Here is a 14,994-nt window from a genome sequence, read left to right on the forward strand (position 1 = left end):
GGGTGACCATGTATGTCGGAAGGAATTATTCGCAAGTCGCTACCCGACATGTTGAGGGCGGCAGTGAGCAGGGGCCTTCCGCAAGGTTGGGTGTATCTTCCTGACGGCGAAATTACGGTCGCGTCCGATTGCGTCCTGATTGCCGATGAGGCGTATCAGGATGAAGAGGAACTGGGGGTTATTGGGCGTCAGCTCGGGTTTCCGAGGGAGGGGCTGGACACGCAAACAATTGAAGATGTTTGCGATGCAGCTGCTAGGTTGTCCGCTTCTCCCGACGATGAAGTCTGCGTTCAGGCGTTCGTATATTATTGGAAGTTTGACGCGTATCTTCCGTCCCTTGGCGCACCTGATCCGCTCCCTGCAGATATTGTTCTTCGAGAGCTGGATAGGGAGTTTTACGACTCTTTGGGTGAGGAAAGGGCGGCATCTCGTTGTCGTCGTGAAGGATGCGAACGTGGCGCTGTTAATATGAGTGCTTTCTGTCGGAAGCATCATTTTGAGATGGTTCGTCTGCGACCCTGCATTTTCGAATAGCAAATGATATTGGAAAACTACGGTTTGCCGCCTTGACGCCGCGAATCAACTCTGATTCAAGAACCGAAATGACGCAGCGCCACAAATTCCGTAAATCGATAAGCCGGGCGGTCGGGCCGACGGTGGCGCTGATCGCGGTGCTGGCGATGATCGGCTATATCATTTTCGGGCCCACCGGCCTTTATGCGTGGGGCGATTACGGCCAGTCGGTCGAAAAGAAGCGCGTCATTCTGTCCGAGCTCACCAAGAAGCAGAACGAGCTGCAGAACCGGGTGAACCTGCTCGGGCGACAGCGCGTCGATCCCGATCTGGCCGACGAATATGTTCGCGAAAAGCTGGGCGTGATGCACCCCGACGAGATCGCCATTCCGATGGACCCCGCGGAAAAGCCCGCGGCTCCCGCGCCCAAGGCCGACGGCCAGCGCTGACCGGCGCTTTCCCACCGATAAATGCATAGGTAGCCACGCAGTCGCGCCATGCCCGCGGGGCGTTGCCAAGCGGGGCGTCGCTCTCCTATAGGGGCCTTGCCGTAACGGCCAAACGCAAAGGATATCGCCTTGGCAAAAGCACCCGCGCGCAAGACTGCCGCGCCAAAAAAGACTGCATCCACCCCAGCTGCCGCGAGCAATCGCGAAACCCCGCGCGAGCCCGTCCCCTATGCGGCGACGCCCGAAGAGCTCGAGAAATTCTATCGCGAGATGCTGCTCATCCGCCGCTTCGAGGAAAAGGCGGGCCAGCTTTACGGCCTCGGCCTGATCGGCGGCTTCTGCCACCTTTATATCGGGCAGGAAGCGGTGGCGGTCGGTCTGCAGTCGGCGCTCGACGGCGACAAGGACAGCGTGATCACCGGCTATCGCGATCATGGCCATATGCTCGCCTATGGCATCGATCCGAAGGTCATCATGGCCGAACTGACCGGGCGCGCAGCCGGCATCTCGAAGGGCAAGGGCGGCTCGATGCACATGTTCAGCGTCGAGCATAAATTCTACGGCGGACACGGCATCGTCGGCGCGCAGGTCGCGCTGGGCACCGGGCTTGCCTTCGCGCACAAATATCGCGGGGACGGCGGCGTTGCGATGGCCTATTTCGGCGATGGCGCCGCTAACCAGGGCCAGGTGTACGAAAGCTTCAACATGGCCGAGCTGTGGAAGCTGCCGATCATCTTCGTGATCGAGAATAACCAATATGCCATGGGCACCAGCGTCAACCGTTCGTCGGCCGAGGATCAGCTCTATCGCCGCGGCGAGAGCTTCCGCATTCCCGGTATGCAGGTCGATGGCATGGACGTGCTCGCGGTGCGCGGCGCGGCCGAGGCGGCGCTCGAATGGGTGCGCGCGGGCAAGGGACCGATCCTGCTCGAACTCAAGACCTATCGCTATCGCGGCCATTCGATGTCGGACCCCGCCAAATATCGCAGCCGCGAGGAAGTGCAGGCGGTGCGCGACAAGAGCGACGCGATCGAGCATCTGAAAAAGGCGATGATCGACGCCGGCATCGGCGAAGATCGCATCAAGGACATCGACAAGGAAATCCGCGCGGTTGTCGCGGAATCGGCTGACTTCGCCGAAAGCGCGCCCGAACCCGATCCGTCCGAACTTTATACCGACGTGCTGGTGGAGCAATATTGAGATGGCCATCGAATTGAAGATGCCGGCGCTGTCGCCGACGATGGAAGAAGGCACGCTCGCCAAGTGGCTCGTCAAGGAAGGCGACGCGGTCAAATCGGGCGATATTCTCGCCGAGATCGAGACCGACAAGGCGACGATGGAATTCGAAGCGATCGACGAAGGCACGATCGCGCAGATTCTGGTTCCCGAAGGGACCGACAATGTGAAGGTCGGCACCGTGATCGCGACGATTTCGGGCGAGGGCGAAGAGGCCACTCCGGCTCCGGCGCCCGCGCCTGCTGCCGCTCCGGCGCCCGCCGAGGCTCCGGCTCCGGCCGCCACGCCCGCTCCGGCGGCCGAAAAGCCGGCGCCGGCCGTGCGCGCCGCCGATCCGTCGATCCCCGCGGGCACCGCGATGGTCAAGCTGACCGTTCGCGAGGCGCTGCGCGATGCGATGGCGGAGGAAATGCGCGCCGACGACCGCATCTTCGTGATGGGCGAGGAAGTCGCCGAATATCAGGGCGCCTACAAGGTGACGCAGGGCCTGCTCGACGAATTCGGCCCGCGCCGCGTGATCGATACGCCGATCACCGAATATGGCTTTGCGGGCCTTGGCGCCGGCGCGGCGATGGGCGGGCTGAAGCCGGTCATCGAATTCATGACCTTCAACTTCGCGATGCAGGCGATTGACCACATCATCAACTCGGCGGCCAAGACCAACTATATGTCGGGCGGCCAGATGCGCTGTCCGATCGTCTTCCGCGGCCCCAATGGCGCGGCGAGCCGTGTCGGGGCGCAGCACAGCCAGAATTATGCGCCCTGGTACGCCAGCGTCCCCGGCCTGATCGTGATCTCGCCCTATGACGCCGCCGACGCCAAGGGGCTGCTCAAGGCGGCGATCCGCAGCGAAGACCCGGTGGTGTTCCTTGAAAACGAACTGCTCTACGGCCGCAGCTTCGAGCTTCCCGACGTCGAGGATTATGTCCTGCCGATCGGCAAGGCGCGCATCATGCGTGAGGGCAGCGACGTCACCATCGTCAGCTATTCGATCGGCGTCGGGCTTGCGCTCGAGGCCGCCGACGCGCTGGCCGGTGAGGGGATCGAGGCCGAGGTGATCGACCTGCGCACGCTGCGTCCGCTCGACACCGAAACCGTGCTCGCCAGCCTCAAGAAGACGAACCGCATGATCGTCGTCGAGGAAGGTTGGCCGACCTGCTCAATCGCCAGCGAACTTGCGATGGTGGCGATGGAACAGGGCTTCGACGACCTGGATGCGCCGGTGCTGCGCGTAACCGACGAGGATGTCCCGCTGCCCTATGCTGCCAATCTTGAAAAGGCGGCGCTGGTCGATGTCCCGCGCGTGATCGCGGCGGCGAAGACGGTTTGCAATCGCGGCTGACATCCCGAACCTGCCCGAACTCCGCTCGTGCTGAGCCTGTCGAAGCATCGTTCTTCGTTCGCAACGTCGAAGTGAAGAGCAGCCCTTCGACAAACTCAGGGCGAGCGGTTCTTATTTGGCGCCGTCTGTTCTATCGCGCGATCGCATGACGACCGAAACCTCGCCGATTCTCTACGGCTACCCCGACATCCGCGACCCGCGCGTGATGGTCGCGGTGCCGCGCGCGCGGCGCGAGGCACTGGCGGTGCTGTGGGCGCTCGCCGAGCGGCTCACCAAATTGCTGGCAGACGCGCGCGAGCCGATGATCGGCCAGATCAAGCTCGCCTGGTGGCGCGACATGGCGGGGTTGCTCGCGTCCGATCCCGCCGCGCTGCCGAAGGGTGAGCCGCTGCTCGCCGAATTGCAGCAGAGCTGGGCGGGGCAGGACGGGCTCGATGCGCTGGTCGATGCCGCCGAAGCGGTGCTGCTTGCCGAAGACGCCGCCGCACGGATTGCGGCCGGCGCAGCGTTCGGCGAGGCGCTGTTCGCGCTGTCGGGCGGCGCGGGCGGGGCGCGTTGGGGGCTGGTCTGGCTGGCCGGGCAGCAGGAAACGGCGGACGCCGCGGCGCAGCTTTTTCGCGATGCCTGTAACCGGGCGGCACCGCCGCGCGGATTGCTCGGCAGCAAGGCTTTGCTGATGCTCGATCGCTGGTCGGCGGCCATCGCGGCGCGCGGCGGCGAACGACGCTGGCGCAGCGAAGGCTTGCTGCTTTTCCGGATCGGCCTGACCGGCCTTTGACGGGCCTTACCGGCCTTTGACGGGAAAGTGTTGTGGCGGGGGTGGAAATGCCGCCCCCGAGCCTCTATCTTGGCGCAAACGAGATAGGGTCGCAGGGGAAATTGCGATGTTTAACGGGCTCGTCGCCTATCTGGACTCGATCAAGGCGCGCGATCCCGCGCCGCGTTCGCGCTGGGAAATTCTGCTCTATCCGGGGCTGCTCGCCGTCGGCATGCACCGCATTGCCCACTGGTTGTTCGAGGCGGACCTGTTCTTCCTCGCGCGCTTCGTCAATCATCTGTCGCGCTGGCTGACCGGCATCGACATCCATCCCGGCGCCACGATCGGCCGCCACCTGTTCATCGATCATGGCTTTGGCGTCGTCATCGGCGAAACCGCCGAGATCGGGGACAATGTATCCATCTATCAGGGCGTGACGCTGGGCGGCACCGACCCCGCGAACGGCATCGGCGGCAAACGCCACCCGACGCTGTGCGACGATGTGATCGTCGGGTCGGGCGCGCAAATTCTGGGCCCGGTGATCGTCAATTCGCGCGCGCGCGTCGGCGCCAATGCGGTGGTGACGAAGGATGTGCCCGAAGGCGCGGTGATGGTGGGCATCCCGGCGCGGTCGACCTTGCTCGACGCGACCGAATATGCGCGCGACTTCGTGCCCTATGGCACCCCGTGCAATGAAGCCTTCGACCCGGCGACGCAGAAGCTCGAAATCCTGCAATGTCAGCTCGAAGTGTTGCAGAAGCAGCTCAAGACGCTGCTCGATGAGCGCGCCGCATCGGGTGAGGGCGATGATGCGCCGCGCCGCAAGGGAGGCCGGAAAAGCGCCTGATGGGGACGGTGACGCCCCTTCCATATGCGGGGCGGGCATGGCCGCAACAGACCGGCTTCGACCGCGACGAGCTGATGCGCATCCTCGATCTCTATGGCCGCATGGTCGCAGCGGGGAAGTGGCGCGACTATGCGATGGATTTCCACCGCGACGTCGCGATCTTCTCGGCTTTTCGGCGCACCGCCGAACGCCCCGAATATCGCATAGAAAAACGCCCCGCCTTGCGGAGCCGTCAGGGCATGTGGGCCCTTGTCTCCGAAGGCGGGGCAGTGCTCAAGCGCGGGGACGAGCTTTCTAACGTGCTCGCCCCCGTCGAGCGCAAGCTTATGAAGCTGGTTGGGGACGGATCGTAGCGGGCAACTGGTTCGCCACGTCCGCCGGCAGCATGCCGACGACCATCGCCCGCGCATTCTGCCAGAAGGCCGACAGCATGAGCAGCGCCGAACCGATGACGAAGGCCGTGAGCGCGACGTTGAGTTCGACTGCGCCGAAGGTGCGGAACAATTCGGTCATCGCGAACAGCACATAGGCGAGTGCCGAGACGAGCAGCGCGCGGCGATCGATCGCGAGCGCGATCAGCCCGAAGACGATATAAATGCCCACGACCATCACCGCGGCGCCGCTGGTGATATTGTCGCCGCTCGTGACGCCGAGCAGATGGAACACCGGGTGCGCGATCATCGGCGCGGCGAGCAGGTGAAGCCAGAAGGCAACGTCGCTGCGCCGCGTCGTGCGCGTCCGATCGCTGCGGTCCCACCACATGGCGAGCGTAAAGACGCCGACACCGGCGACGAGGATCAGTGCCATCAACAGCGTCTGCGACGGATCGGGCATTCCGACGGCCGAGAGGATCAGCCCGACCGCGGTGGCGGCAAGCGCGGCGGTGCCGGCGGCAATCGTCACGGGTACCATGAACCGCCTCCAGTGCAGCCATGTCGCGCCCGCGGTGACGAAGGCGATGACGCTGGCGATCAGCGCGCCCGTGGTTTCGTTCACATGATTGCCGAAGATCGCCTCGCCATGCTTGACGAGGAAGCCGATCATCGTCGCGGCGACGCCGCCTGAAAAGGCGAGGACGAGCAGGATGCTGGGCAGCGCCATGCGGCGGCGGCGGGTGAAATATTCGGCGAGCAGCCACGCCGACCCGGCGACGAAGACCCCCGCGAGCGCCGGATGGATCGATTCGCCGATCCACGCCACCGCGACCAGCAGAATCACCGCGGCAATGCTGACGAAAATATCGTTGAAACCGGTAATGAGCCGGAAGGATTCCTCATCCGCTCCGGGGGCGTCGCGCAGCGATGCAATATGCGTCCGAAAGGCGGTGGCCGCCTCCGGCGTCAGAACTTTTGCATCGACCGCAGCTTGCAGGTCGCTTTCGCTATACATCGGGGTCGTCCTTCTTAGACCGATCCCCTTGCCCCACGCAGGGTATAGCAAAAGCGTATTAGTGATGCAATACGATAAGTCAGGCGAAGATATGCGCTGCCGTCAGGCGTTCGCGCTGTGCGCGCGTGATGCGTGCGACAAGCTGGATCGCAGCCCAATAGAGCGGGAGCGAGATGGCCGTTCCGACGATGCTGATCTGCAGGCCGCTGCGCAAGGTTTCCGGCGTTTGTGCGGCCGCGATCATTCGCGTACCAATATTGGTGGCAATGCTGGAGAGCAGCCAGGTCGTCCACCAGATTGTCAGCAGGTTGTCACCATTGTCGAGGTTCGGGGCGGATTCGCCATGGCTGGCGTTCCAAATCTGCCGCATCGCCTGAAACGGCTTCACGAGGTTGGCGAAGGGGATGAAGAACCAGCCGACCGCCCAGCCCGGCGTATAGTCGAACCCACGCACGTCTGCCGCCGTCACATTGGCGGCGGCGCGATATATCCACATGCCGAAACAGACGAAGGTGACAAGCACGAGCAGGATGTCGAGGACCGAGAGCAGGCCGTATGCGCCCGATGCCGAGGCCAAGGTCAGGTTGTCGTCGAGCGAGACGATCCCCTGCAACTCGGCAACCTGGCCGACGAGCATGCCGCCGGATACCGCCAGCCCCAGCCAAAGCAGCGCCCGGACGAGCTTGTCGCGTTGCTCCAGCAGGTCGATCCCCGCCGCCAATTCCATGTCTGCCATATTGTCCCCCTCAACCGGCAGGCGCCGTCTTTGGCGCCTGCCGGTATAGGCAGGGGTATCAGGCGCCGGCCAGCGCCTGCAAGGCCTTCATCACCACCATCGACTGTTCGCTGCCCGACTGGGGCACGATTTCGCCGGTGCGATCGATGATCTTGTCCCACGCCGCGGCGACGCCTTCGGGCGTGCGCTGGTCTTCGGGCAGGGCGACGCCCGGGGTCGCCGTGATATAGGCGGCGTGATAGGCGCCTGCGCCCGCGCCGACGATCATGTTCGACGGCGCATCTTCGCTCACCAGGAACAGCGCGGCCGGCGCGACATTTTCGGGGGTGAATTTTTCGAACAGTTCGGGCGGGAAAATGTCTTCGGTCATGCGCGTGCCCGCGACCGGCGCGATCGTGTTGCAGCGGATGTTATATTTCGCGCCTTCGAGGTGCAGCGTCTTGGTAAGACCGGCAAGGCCGAGCTTCGCCGCGCCGTAATTGGCCTGGCCGAAATTGCCGTAGAGGCCGGTCGATGAGGCGGTCATCAGGATGCGGCCATAGGCCTGGTCGCGCATCAGATCCCAGCATGCCTTGGTGACGTTTGCGCTGCCGAGCAGATGGACTTGCACGACGAGGTTGAAATCCTCCATCGTCATCTTGGCGAAGCTCTTGTCGCGCAGGATGCCGGCGTTGTTGATCAGGATGTGGACGCCGCCCCATTCCTCTTTCGCCTTGGCCACCATTTCGACCATATGCTCATATTCGGTGACGCTGCCGCCGTTCGACATGGCGGTTCCGCCCGCGGCGCGGATTTCCTCGACGACCTGCAGCGCGGCGTCCGAATGGCCGGTGCCGTCGCGGGCGCCGCCGAGGTCGTTGACGAGGACTTTCGCGCCGCGCCGGGCGAGTTCGAGCGCATAGGCGCGGCCCAGGCCGCCGCCGGCGCCGGTGACAATGGCAACGCGGCCGTCAAATTTGATCGTCATGCTGATCTCCCATGAGGGGCATCCTGCGAAAGGTTGCCCAAGAAAACTGGCACGTCCTTAACCGCTCGCGGCGGGCAGACAAGGGGGGAGGGGCAATTTTGGCGGGTGCAACAAAATGCCGACTGTCATCGAAATGTAACGTAAATGACGTGCGACTGTCATCTGACCGTCATAACAGCGCCACCGGATCGTCACCTTTTCGCAATGGAGCCTTCTGCATGCGTCCGACCCTGACCGCCGCCCTGTTGGCGACGACGATGTTCTGCATCCCCACGACCGCGCATGCGCAGGCGATGAGTGCGGAGGAAGCCGCCGCGCTGCGTGCAGAGCTGGCTGCCCTCAAGGCCAAGGTCCAGACGCTCGAAGACCGCCTCGATGCCGCGACTGCGCCGGGCGCCGTTCCATCGGGCACGGTGACCGCAGCAACGCCCGCGCCTGCCCCGGCAACGGCCGCGGCAGCCCCCGCGAAACCCGGCACCGACATCGCGTGGAAGGGCGCGCCCGAGATCAAGACCGCCGACGGCTGGAGTTTCAAGCCGCGCGGTCGCATCCAGCTCGATCTCGCCAGCATCGACGCGCCGCCGGGCGTCACCGACACGCATGGCGGCCTGGCGACTGAATTCCGCCGCGTCTATCTGGGCGTCGACGGCAAGATCCCGGGCGGCATCAGCTACCGCGTCGAGGCCGATGTCGCGAACAGCTCGGTCGAACTGACCGACGTCTATCTGACCTATGGCACCGGCCCGCTCTCGATCACCGCCGGGCAGATCAAGCCTTTCTGGTCGCTCGAGGAAATGACGAGCGATCTCTTCACCAGCTTCGCCGAACGCGCCGCCTTTACCCAGGCCTTCGGTTTCGAGCGGCGCGTCGGCCTGTCGGGCCAGTATAAGGGCAAGGCGCTGCTCGTGCAGGGCGGGGTGTTCGGCGACAATGCCAACGACCTGCTGAGCGATTCGGATAATAGCGTGAGCGTCGACGGCCGGGTGGTGTGGATGCCCCGCTTCGGCGATACCCAGCTTCACCTCGGGGCATCGGCGCACTGGCGCAAGGCGAATGACGGGCCGAGCGCGGTGCGCTACGCCGCGCGACCCTTTGTCCACACGACCAACAGCCGCCTTGTCGACACCGGCACTTTCACCGCGACGAGCGAGCGCGGATTGGGGCTTGAGGGCGCGCTGATCGCCGGCCCCTTCCACGTCGCCAGCGAAGGCTTTTGGCAGACCGCGCGCCGTCCGGGCCTTGCCGACCCGACCTTCTTTGGCGGCTATGCCGAAGTCGGCTATGTGCTGACGCGCGGCGATCGCCGCGGGTATAAGGACGGCAGTTTCGACCGGCTCGCACCGTCGCGCCCGATCACCGCGGGCGGCCCCGGCGCGATCGAGATCAACGCCCGGTACGATCATCTCGACCTCAGCGATGCGGGCATCGCCGGCGGGCGCCAGCGCACGCTGGGCGTCGCGGTCGTGTGGGCGCCGATCCCCTATCTGCGCCTGACCGCCAATTACGGCCATCTGATGTACGACGACGCCGCGATCGGCAGCACGAGCGGCGACCGCAACTATTCGGCCGACGCCTTCGGCCTGCGGACGCAGATCGATTTCTGATCGGGGGGAGTCTGCTTTGGGGTGGGAAGCTGCCACCCGCTATTTTCGTCATCCCGGCGAAGGCCGGGATCTCTCCGGTGCGCTATTCCGTTAGGTAGAGATCCCGGCCTTCGCCGGGATGACGATGAAAGAAAGATCGGCCGACAGCCGCAACCGGCCGTTAGCCGTCAATCACAGAGCCGCCCCGCAAGCGAATCTTCTGCCCGATCAGACGCTTTTCCCCGCGTCGAGTGCGTAGCCTGCGGAGCGCACGGTCCGGATGATGTCGGCGGTGCCGGGCAGGTTGATCGCCTTGCGCAGCCGCCGGATATGGACGTCGACGGTGCGCAGTTCGATGTCGCTGTCCTGGCCCCATACGCTGTCGAGCAACTGTCCGCGCGAAAAGACGCGGCCGGGATGCTCCATGAAGTGGCGCAGCAGGCGAAATTCGGTCGGCCCCATGCTGACCACCTGACCGCTGCGGACGACCTTGTGCGCCACCGAATCGAGTTCGATGTCGGCATAGGCCAGGATCTCGCCGGCCAGCGCCGGGCGCAGGCGGCGCAGCACCGCGGAAACGCGCGCCACCAGTTCGCGCGGGCTGAACGGTTTAGTGACATAATCATCGGCACCGGTTTCGAGGCCGCGGATGCGGTCCTCTTCCTCGCCGCGCGCGGTCAGCATGATGATCGGCACATTCGCCGATTTCGGGTTGCGGCGCAGGCGGCGGCACACCTCGATCCCCGGCAGGCTTTCGATCATCCAGTCGAGCAGGACGATGTCGGGCACGCGTTCCTCGACGAGGACGAGCGCCTGCTCGCCATCGGGGGTCTGGCGGACCGAAAAACCTTCGCGGGCGAAATGCCAGACGATGAGTTCGGCGATCGCCTCGTCATCCTCGATCAGCAGCAGGTCGGGCTGCGGCATCAGCCTTGCTCCTTCTCCGCCGATGCGCTGTCTTCGGGCGTTTCGCCGCGTTCGCGCTCCTCCATCCGCTCACCGGTGACGACATAATAGACCATCTCGGCGATGTTGGTCGCATGGTCGCCCATGCGTTCCAGATTCTTGGCGACGAACAGCAGATGCGCGCTCTCGGTAATATATTTCGGATTTTCCATCATGAAGGTGACGAGCGTGCGGAAGATGCTGTTGTAGAAATCGTCGACATTCTTGTCGCGCACCGTGACCCGCACTGCGAGGTCGGCGTCGCGCGCCGCGAAGCTGTCGAGCGCGTCGTGGATCAGCTCGGCGACGATGGCCGACATCGACATCAGCACCGGGATCGATTCGATCGATCGCGTCTGGTCCATCAGCGCAACGCGCTTGGCGATATTCTTCGCATAGTCGCCGATCCGTTCGACGACGGAGACGATCTTGAGCGCCGCGATCATCTCGCGCAGATCGTCGGCCATCGGGGCGCGGAGCGCGATCGTCTGCACCGTGAGCTGTTCGACTTCGGCTTCGAGCGCGTCGATCTTCTTGTCGCCCTCCACCACCTGCGCCGCGAGGGCGAGGTCGCCCTTGCTGAGCGCGGTCATTGCCTGGAGGAGCGCCTGTTCGGCGCGCCCGCCCATTTCGCTGATCAGGCCGCGGAGGCGATTGATGTCCTCGTCGAACGCCTTGACCGTATGATCGTTCACAACTGCCATCGTTCTCGTTCCTGTCCTTCTTCGCCCGCGCCTTAACCGTAGCGGCCGGTGATATAATCCTTGGTGCGTTCCTGCTTCGGGTTGGTGAAGATGTCGGTCGTCTTCCCGTATTCGACCAGCGTCCCGAGGTGGAAAAAGGCGGTGCGCTGCGACACGCGGGCCGCCTGCTGCATATTGTGCGTGACGATCACGATAGCATATTTGCCGCGCAGTTCGTGGATCAGCTCCTCGATCTTGGCGGTCGCGATCGGGTCGAGCGCTGAACAGGGCTCGTCCATCAGGATGACTTCGGGGTCGACCGCGATCGCCCGCGCGATGCACAGGCGCTGTTGCTGGCCGCCCGACAGCGCGGTGCCGCTTTCACCCAGCCGGTCCTTGACCTCGTCCCACAGGCCGGCGCGGGTCAGCGCGCGCTCGACGATGACGTCGAGGTCGGCCTTGTTCGCGGCAAGCCCGTGGATGCGCGAACCATAGGCGACATTGTCATAGATCGACTTGGGAAAGGGGTTCGGCTTCTGGAACACCATGCCGACGCGCGCGCGCAATTGGACCACGTCCATCGACGGCGCATAGATATCTTCGCCGTCGAGTTCGATGCGGCCCGTAACACGCGCGCTGGCGACGGTGTCGTTCATGCGGTTGAGCGACCGCAGAAAGGTCGACTTACCGCAGCCCGAGGGGCCGATGAAGGCGGTGACGAGGTCGGTGCCGACGTCGATCGACACGTCCTTGATCGCCTGCTTGTCGCCATAGAAGACGTTGACGCCCTCGGCGCGCATCTTGGGATCGGCGATGATCAGGTCGTCGTTGGTCATGGTCAGGGAGCTCATTTTCACCAGCGTTTTTCGAACTTGTTACGGAGATAGATGGCAAGCGCGTTCATCGACAGCAGCACGAACAGCAGCACGATGATCGCCGCCGAGGTCTTTTCGACGAAGCCGCGATCGACCTCGTCCGACCAGAGGAAAATCTGCATCGGCAGCACCGTCGACGGCGAGCAGAGGCCGCCCGGCACGTCGCCGATGAAGGCGCGCATCCCGACGAGCAGCAGCGGCGCCGTCTCGCCCAGCGCGCGCGCCATGCCGATGATCGTGCCGGTCAGGATGCCGGGCAGGGCGAGCGGCAGGACATGGTGGAACACCACCTGCACGGGACTGGCCCCGACCCCCAATGCGGCGTCGCGGATTGACGGCGGCACCGACTTGATCGCGTTGCGGCTGGCGATGACGATCACCGGCATTGTCATCAGCGCCAGCGTCAGCCCGCCGACGAGCGGGCTCGCCTGGCAGAGGCCGAACCAGTTGATGAACACCGCGAGCGCGAGCAGGCCGAAGATGATCGAGGGCACCGCGGCCAGATTGTTGATCGACACTTCGATCAGGTCGGTCCAGCGGTTCTTCGGCGCATATTCTTCCAGATAGAGCGCCGCGAGCACGCCCGTTGGAAAGGCGATCAGAAAGGCGATGAAGATCGTCATCAACGATCCCTTGAGCGCGCCCCAAATGCCCGCGACGGCAGGATCGGTCGCGTCGGCATTTTTGAAGAAGGGCGTGTGAAAGCCCGTCGACAGCTTGCCTTCCTTTTCGAGCGCATCGACCCGTTCGCCCAGCGCGCCCTTCGCGCCTTCCTTGGCCGCGATGTCGACCGCGCTCGATGCGGGGAGTTCGAACAGCGACTTGCCGTCGAGCAGCTCGGGATCGGCCTTGATCCGGGTGCGGACTTCCTTCCACGCATTTTCGCTGATCAGCTGCGACCCGTCCTTGCCCAGCGCCTCGTCGGCGGCAAAGGCGACGATGTCGGCGAGCCCGGCGTTGGCGATCACCTGATCGGCGTCGGCGTCGGACAGCCGCGCCTTGTCGACCGTCAGCGGCATCGCCTTGAAGTCGATCGGCACCGCGACATGGGTGTAGGTAAAGCCGCGCGCGCCATTGCCGACCATCACGAACAGCAGGAAGGCGAGGAAAAAGCCCGACAGCAGCACCGCGCCCAGCCCCATCGCCTTGAACCGGCGTTCGGCGGCGTAGCGGCCCGCGATGCGCTTTTGCATCGCCGCGCCTTTCCAGTCGGTCGGGGCGGTGTCTCTATTCATAAGCTTCGCGATACTTTTTGACGATGCGCAGGGCGACGATGTTGAGCAGCAGCGTGACGATGAACAGCACGAGGCCGAGCGCGAAGGCGGCGAGCGTCTTGGCGCTGTCGAATTCCTGGTCGCCGGTGAGCAGCTTGACGATCTGCGCCGTCACCGTGGTGACGCTGGCGAAGGGGTTGGCGGTAAGGTTGGCGGAGAGGCCCGCGGCCATCACCACGATCATCGTTTCGCCGATCGCGCGGCTGACCGCGAGCAAGATGCCGCCCATCACGCCGGGAAGCGCAGCGGGGATCAGCACCTGGCGGATCGTTTCGTTCGGCGTTGCGCCCAGCGCGAGGCTGCCGTCGCGCATCGCCTGCGGAACCGCGTTGATGCTGTCATCGGCCATCGACGAGACGAAGGGGATGATCATCACGCCCATCACGATACCCGCGGCGAGCGCGCTTTCGGTGCTCGCATTCGGCACGCCGAGCATCACGGCGAAATTGCGCAGCGCCGGCGCAACGGTCAGCGCCGCGAAATAGCCGTAAACGACCGTCGGCACGCCGGCGAGGATCTCGAGGCAGGGCTTCACCCATTTGCGCACCGTCGGCGCCGCATATTGGGTGAGGTAGACCGCGGTCATCATCCCGATCGGGATCGCGACGATCATCGCGATGATCGCGCCGATCAACACCGTGCCCCAGAACAGCGGGATGCCGCCGAAGGTGCCGGGCTGCGGCGCGCCGCTCTGCGGGTTCCAATAGGTGCCGAACAAAAGCTCGGTCGCGGGGACGAGGCGGAAGAAGCGGATCGATTCAAACAGCAGCGACAGCACGATACCGAAGGTCGTCAGGATCGCGACGAGCGAGGCGACGAGCAGCAGCGCCATCACGATCCGCTCGACCCGCGTCCGCGCGCGGAAATCGGGCTTGATCCGCGTAAAGGCATAAAGTCCGCCGGCGAGCGCCAGCGCGAGCATCGCCGCGATGCCGATCCACGCATAGCGGTGCGTCGCATCGGCATAGGGTTTGACGAGCGGTGCCGCCTCGGCGATGCGCACCGCCGCCTGCTTGCCCTGCGCGACGGCGCGCGCGTCGGACAGCATCGCGCCGCGTTCGAAGCCGAAGGCGGGCAGGCTCTGCGCCTCGGGACTGGCGAGCACCGCATTGGTGATCAGCGCCGGCGACATGCTCGACCAGACGGCGAGGAAGATCGCGGCGGGCGCGAACAGCCACAGCGCGACATACCAGCCATGATATTGCGGCCGCGAATGCAGCCGGGTGCCCGCGCGGCCCGCGAGCAGCGCCGAGCGCGCGCGGCCGGCGAGCCAGCCGATCAGCGCAAGCCCCCCGATCAGGAGCAATAAGGCGGCGGCGTTGAAAGTCACATCGTCCCCGTTATCGTCTGGCCCGCCGCAACCCAAAGCGGCCGCGCGTGGCATTTTGATGACTCGGC

At 64.6% G+C, this 14,994-nt stretch carries 16 protein-coding genes; 8 read left to right on the forward strand and 8 right to left on the reverse strand.

Annotated features, from left to right (window positions below):
• The first annotated feature begins 12 nt into the window (after positions 1 to 12).
• From ATE59_RS17785 to ATE59_RS08455, 7 genes are all read left to right on the forward strand, one after another.
• Entirely contained in the window at positions 13 to 534 is a 522-nt protein-coding gene (locus tag ATE59_RS17785; protein WP_156416740.1) for a DUF7716 domain-containing protein, read from the forward strand.
• A 68-nt stretch (positions 535 to 602) separates the two neighbouring features.
• Positions 603 to 962, forward strand: a complete 360-nt coding sequence (locus ATE59_RS08430; protein WP_058812028.1) for an FtsB family cell division protein — start codon at positions 603 to 605, stop codon at positions 960 to 962.
• Positions 963 to 1,091: 129 nt separating this feature from the next.
• Complete coding sequence (gene pdhA / locus ATE59_RS08435) at positions 1,092 to 2,162, forward strand: pyruvate dehydrogenase (acetyl-transferring) E1 component subunit alpha (protein WP_003039108.1); 1,071 nt, start codon at positions 1,092 to 1,094, stop codon at positions 2,160 to 2,162.
• A gap of 1 nt (position 2,163) precedes the next feature.
• Positions 2,164 to 3,540 (forward strand): pyruvate dehydrogenase complex E1 component subunit beta, encoded by a 1,377-nt coding sequence (locus ATE59_RS08440; protein WP_058812029.1) that lies wholly within the window; start codon positions 2,164 to 2,166, stop codon positions 3,538 to 3,540.
• Positions 3,541 to 3,685: 145 nt separating this feature from the next.
• Entirely contained in the window at positions 3,686 to 4,318 is a 633-nt protein-coding gene (locus tag ATE59_RS08445) for a hypothetical protein (protein WP_058812030.1), read from the forward strand.
• 106 nt (positions 4,319 to 4,424) lie between these two features.
• A complete protein-coding gene (gene cysE, locus ATE59_RS08450; RefSeq protein ID WP_058812031.1) occupies positions 4,425 to 5,144 on the forward strand; it encodes a serine O-acetyltransferase in 720 nt (239 codons plus the stop codon).
• The gene (locus tag ATE59_RS08455) at positions 5,144 to 5,497 is read left to right on the forward strand and encodes a DUF2794 domain-containing protein (protein WP_058812032.1); all 354 of its coding nucleotides are present in this window, start codon (positions 5,144 to 5,146) and stop codon (positions 5,495 to 5,497) included. The genes cysE and ATE59_RS08455 overlap by 1 nt, the downstream gene beginning before the upstream one ends.
• Here the strand turns inward: ATE59_RS08455 and ATE59_RS08460 are convergent.
• From ATE59_RS08460 to ATE59_RS08470, 3 genes are all read right to left on the reverse strand, one after another.
• Positions 5,469 to 6,533 carry a hypothetical protein gene (locus ATE59_RS08460; protein WP_058812033.1) on the reverse strand — a complete coding sequence of 355 codons (1,065 nt, stop codon included), beginning with the start codon at positions 6,531 to 6,533 and terminating at the stop codon, positions 5,469 to 5,471. The two genes, ATE59_RS08455 and ATE59_RS08460, sit on opposite strands and share 29 nt — an antisense overlap.
• Before the next feature lie 79 nt (positions 6,534 to 6,612).
• Positions 6,613 to 7,269, reverse strand: a complete 657-nt coding sequence (locus ATE59_RS08465) for a DUF4328 domain-containing protein (protein WP_082657353.1) — start codon at positions 7,267 to 7,269, stop codon at positions 6,613 to 6,615.
• 58 nt (positions 7,270 to 7,327) lie between these two features.
• Positions 7,328 to 8,236, reverse strand: coding sequence for an SDR family oxidoreductase (locus tag ATE59_RS08470; RefSeq protein ID WP_058812035.1), 909 nt, complete (start codon positions 8,234 to 8,236; stop codon positions 7,328 to 7,330).
• Between the two features lie 218 nt (positions 8,237 to 8,454).
• On the opposite strand from ATE59_RS08470, the gene ATE59_RS08475 reads away from it, so the two are divergent.
• Entirely contained in the window at positions 8,455 to 9,840 is a 1,386-nt protein-coding gene (locus tag ATE59_RS08475; protein ID WP_058812036.1) for an OprO/OprP family phosphate-selective porin, read from the forward strand.
• 207 nt (positions 9,841 to 10,047) lie between these two features.
• Here ATE59_RS08475 and phoB read toward each other — a convergent pair whose 3' ends face one another.
• The 5 genes from phoB to pstC are packed head-to-tail and all read right to left on the reverse strand — an operon-like array spanning position 10,048 to position 14,926.
• On the reverse strand, positions 10,048 to 10,746 hold the full coding sequence (gene phoB, locus ATE59_RS08480) for a phosphate regulon transcriptional regulator PhoB (RefSeq protein ID WP_058812037.1): 699 nt from the start codon (positions 10,744 to 10,746) through the stop codon (positions 10,048 to 10,050).
• Positions 10,746 to 11,459: a phosphate signaling complex protein PhoU gene (phoU, locus tag ATE59_RS08485; protein WP_058812038.1), complete on the reverse strand. Its 714-nt coding sequence runs from the start codon at positions 11,457 to 11,459 to the stop codon at positions 10,746 to 10,748. Before phoU ends, phoB begins: the two co-directional genes overlap by 1 nt.
• Before the next feature lie 41 nt (positions 11,460 to 11,500).
• The gene (gene pstB, locus ATE59_RS08490; RefSeq protein ID WP_058812153.1) at positions 11,501 to 12,283 is read right to left on the reverse strand and encodes a phosphate ABC transporter ATP-binding protein PstB; all 783 of its coding nucleotides are present in this window, start codon (positions 12,281 to 12,283) and stop codon (positions 11,501 to 11,503) included.
• Positions 12,284 to 12,300: 17 nt separating this feature from the next.
• Entirely contained in the window at positions 12,301 to 13,557 is a 1,257-nt protein-coding gene (gene pstA, locus ATE59_RS08495; protein WP_058812039.1) for a phosphate ABC transporter permease PstA, read from the reverse strand.
• Positions 13,550 to 14,926 (reverse strand): phosphate ABC transporter permease subunit PstC, encoded by a 1,377-nt coding sequence (gene pstC / locus ATE59_RS08500; protein WP_058812040.1) that lies wholly within the window; start codon positions 14,924 to 14,926, stop codon positions 13,550 to 13,552. The genes pstA and pstC overlap by 8 nt, the downstream gene beginning before the upstream one ends.
• Positions 14,927 to 14,994: the final 68 nt, after the last annotated feature.

It is taken from the genome of Sphingopyxis sp. A083, from assembly GCF_001468495.1.
Lineage (GTDB): Bacteria > Pseudomonadota > Alphaproteobacteria > Sphingomonadales > Sphingomonadaceae > Sphingopyxis > Sphingopyxis terrae.

Excerpts from the sequence above, each read along its gene's own strand:
- ATE59_RS08470 (WP_058812035.1), bottom strand. The coding sequence starts at position 8,236 with ATGACGATCAAATTTGACGGCCGCGTTGCCATTGTCACCGGCGCCGGC.
- ATE59_RS08440 (WP_058812029.1), top strand. The coding sequence starts at position 2,164 with ATGGCCATCGAATTGAAGATGCCGGCGCTGTCGCCGACGATGGAAGAA.
- ATE59_RS17785 (WP_156416740.1), top strand. The coding sequence starts at position 13 with ATGTCGGAAGGAATTATTCGCAAGTCGCTACCCGACATGTTGAGGGCG.
- ATE59_RS08475 (WP_058812036.1), top strand. The coding sequence starts at position 8,455 with ATGCGTCCGACCCTGACCGCCGCCCTGTTGGCGACGACGATGTTCTGC.
- pstA (WP_058812039.1), bottom strand. The coding sequence starts at position 13,557 with ATGAATAGAGACACCGCCCCGACCGACTGGAAAGGCGCGGCGATGCAA.
- cysE (WP_058812031.1), top strand. The coding sequence starts at position 4,425 with ATGTTTAACGGGCTCGTCGCCTATCTGGACTCGATCAAGGCGCGCGAT.
- ATE59_RS08430 (WP_058812028.1), top strand. The coding sequence starts at position 603 with ATGACGCAGCGCCACAAATTCCGTAAATCGATAAGCCGGGCGGTCGGG.
- pstB (WP_058812153.1), bottom strand. The coding sequence starts at position 12,283 with ATGACCAACGACGACCTGATCATCGCCGATCCCAAGATGCGCGCCGAG.
- ATE59_RS08465 (WP_082657353.1), bottom strand. The coding sequence starts at position 7,269 with ATGGCAGACATGGAATTGGCGGCGGGGATCGACCTGCTGGAGCAACGC.
- ATE59_RS08455 (WP_058812032.1), top strand. The coding sequence starts at position 5,144 with ATGGGGACGGTGACGCCCCTTCCATATGCGGGGCGGGCATGGCCGCAA.
- ATE59_RS08460 (WP_058812033.1), bottom strand. The coding sequence starts at position 6,533 with ATGTATAGCGAAAGCGACCTGCAAGCTGCGGTCGATGCAAAAGTTCTG.
- phoB (WP_058812037.1), bottom strand. The coding sequence starts at position 10,746 with ATGCCGCAGCCCGACCTGCTGCTGATCGAGGATGACGAGGCGATCGCC.
- ATE59_RS08445 (WP_058812030.1), top strand. The coding sequence starts at position 3,686 with ATGACGACCGAAACCTCGCCGATTCTCTACGGCTACCCCGACATCCGC.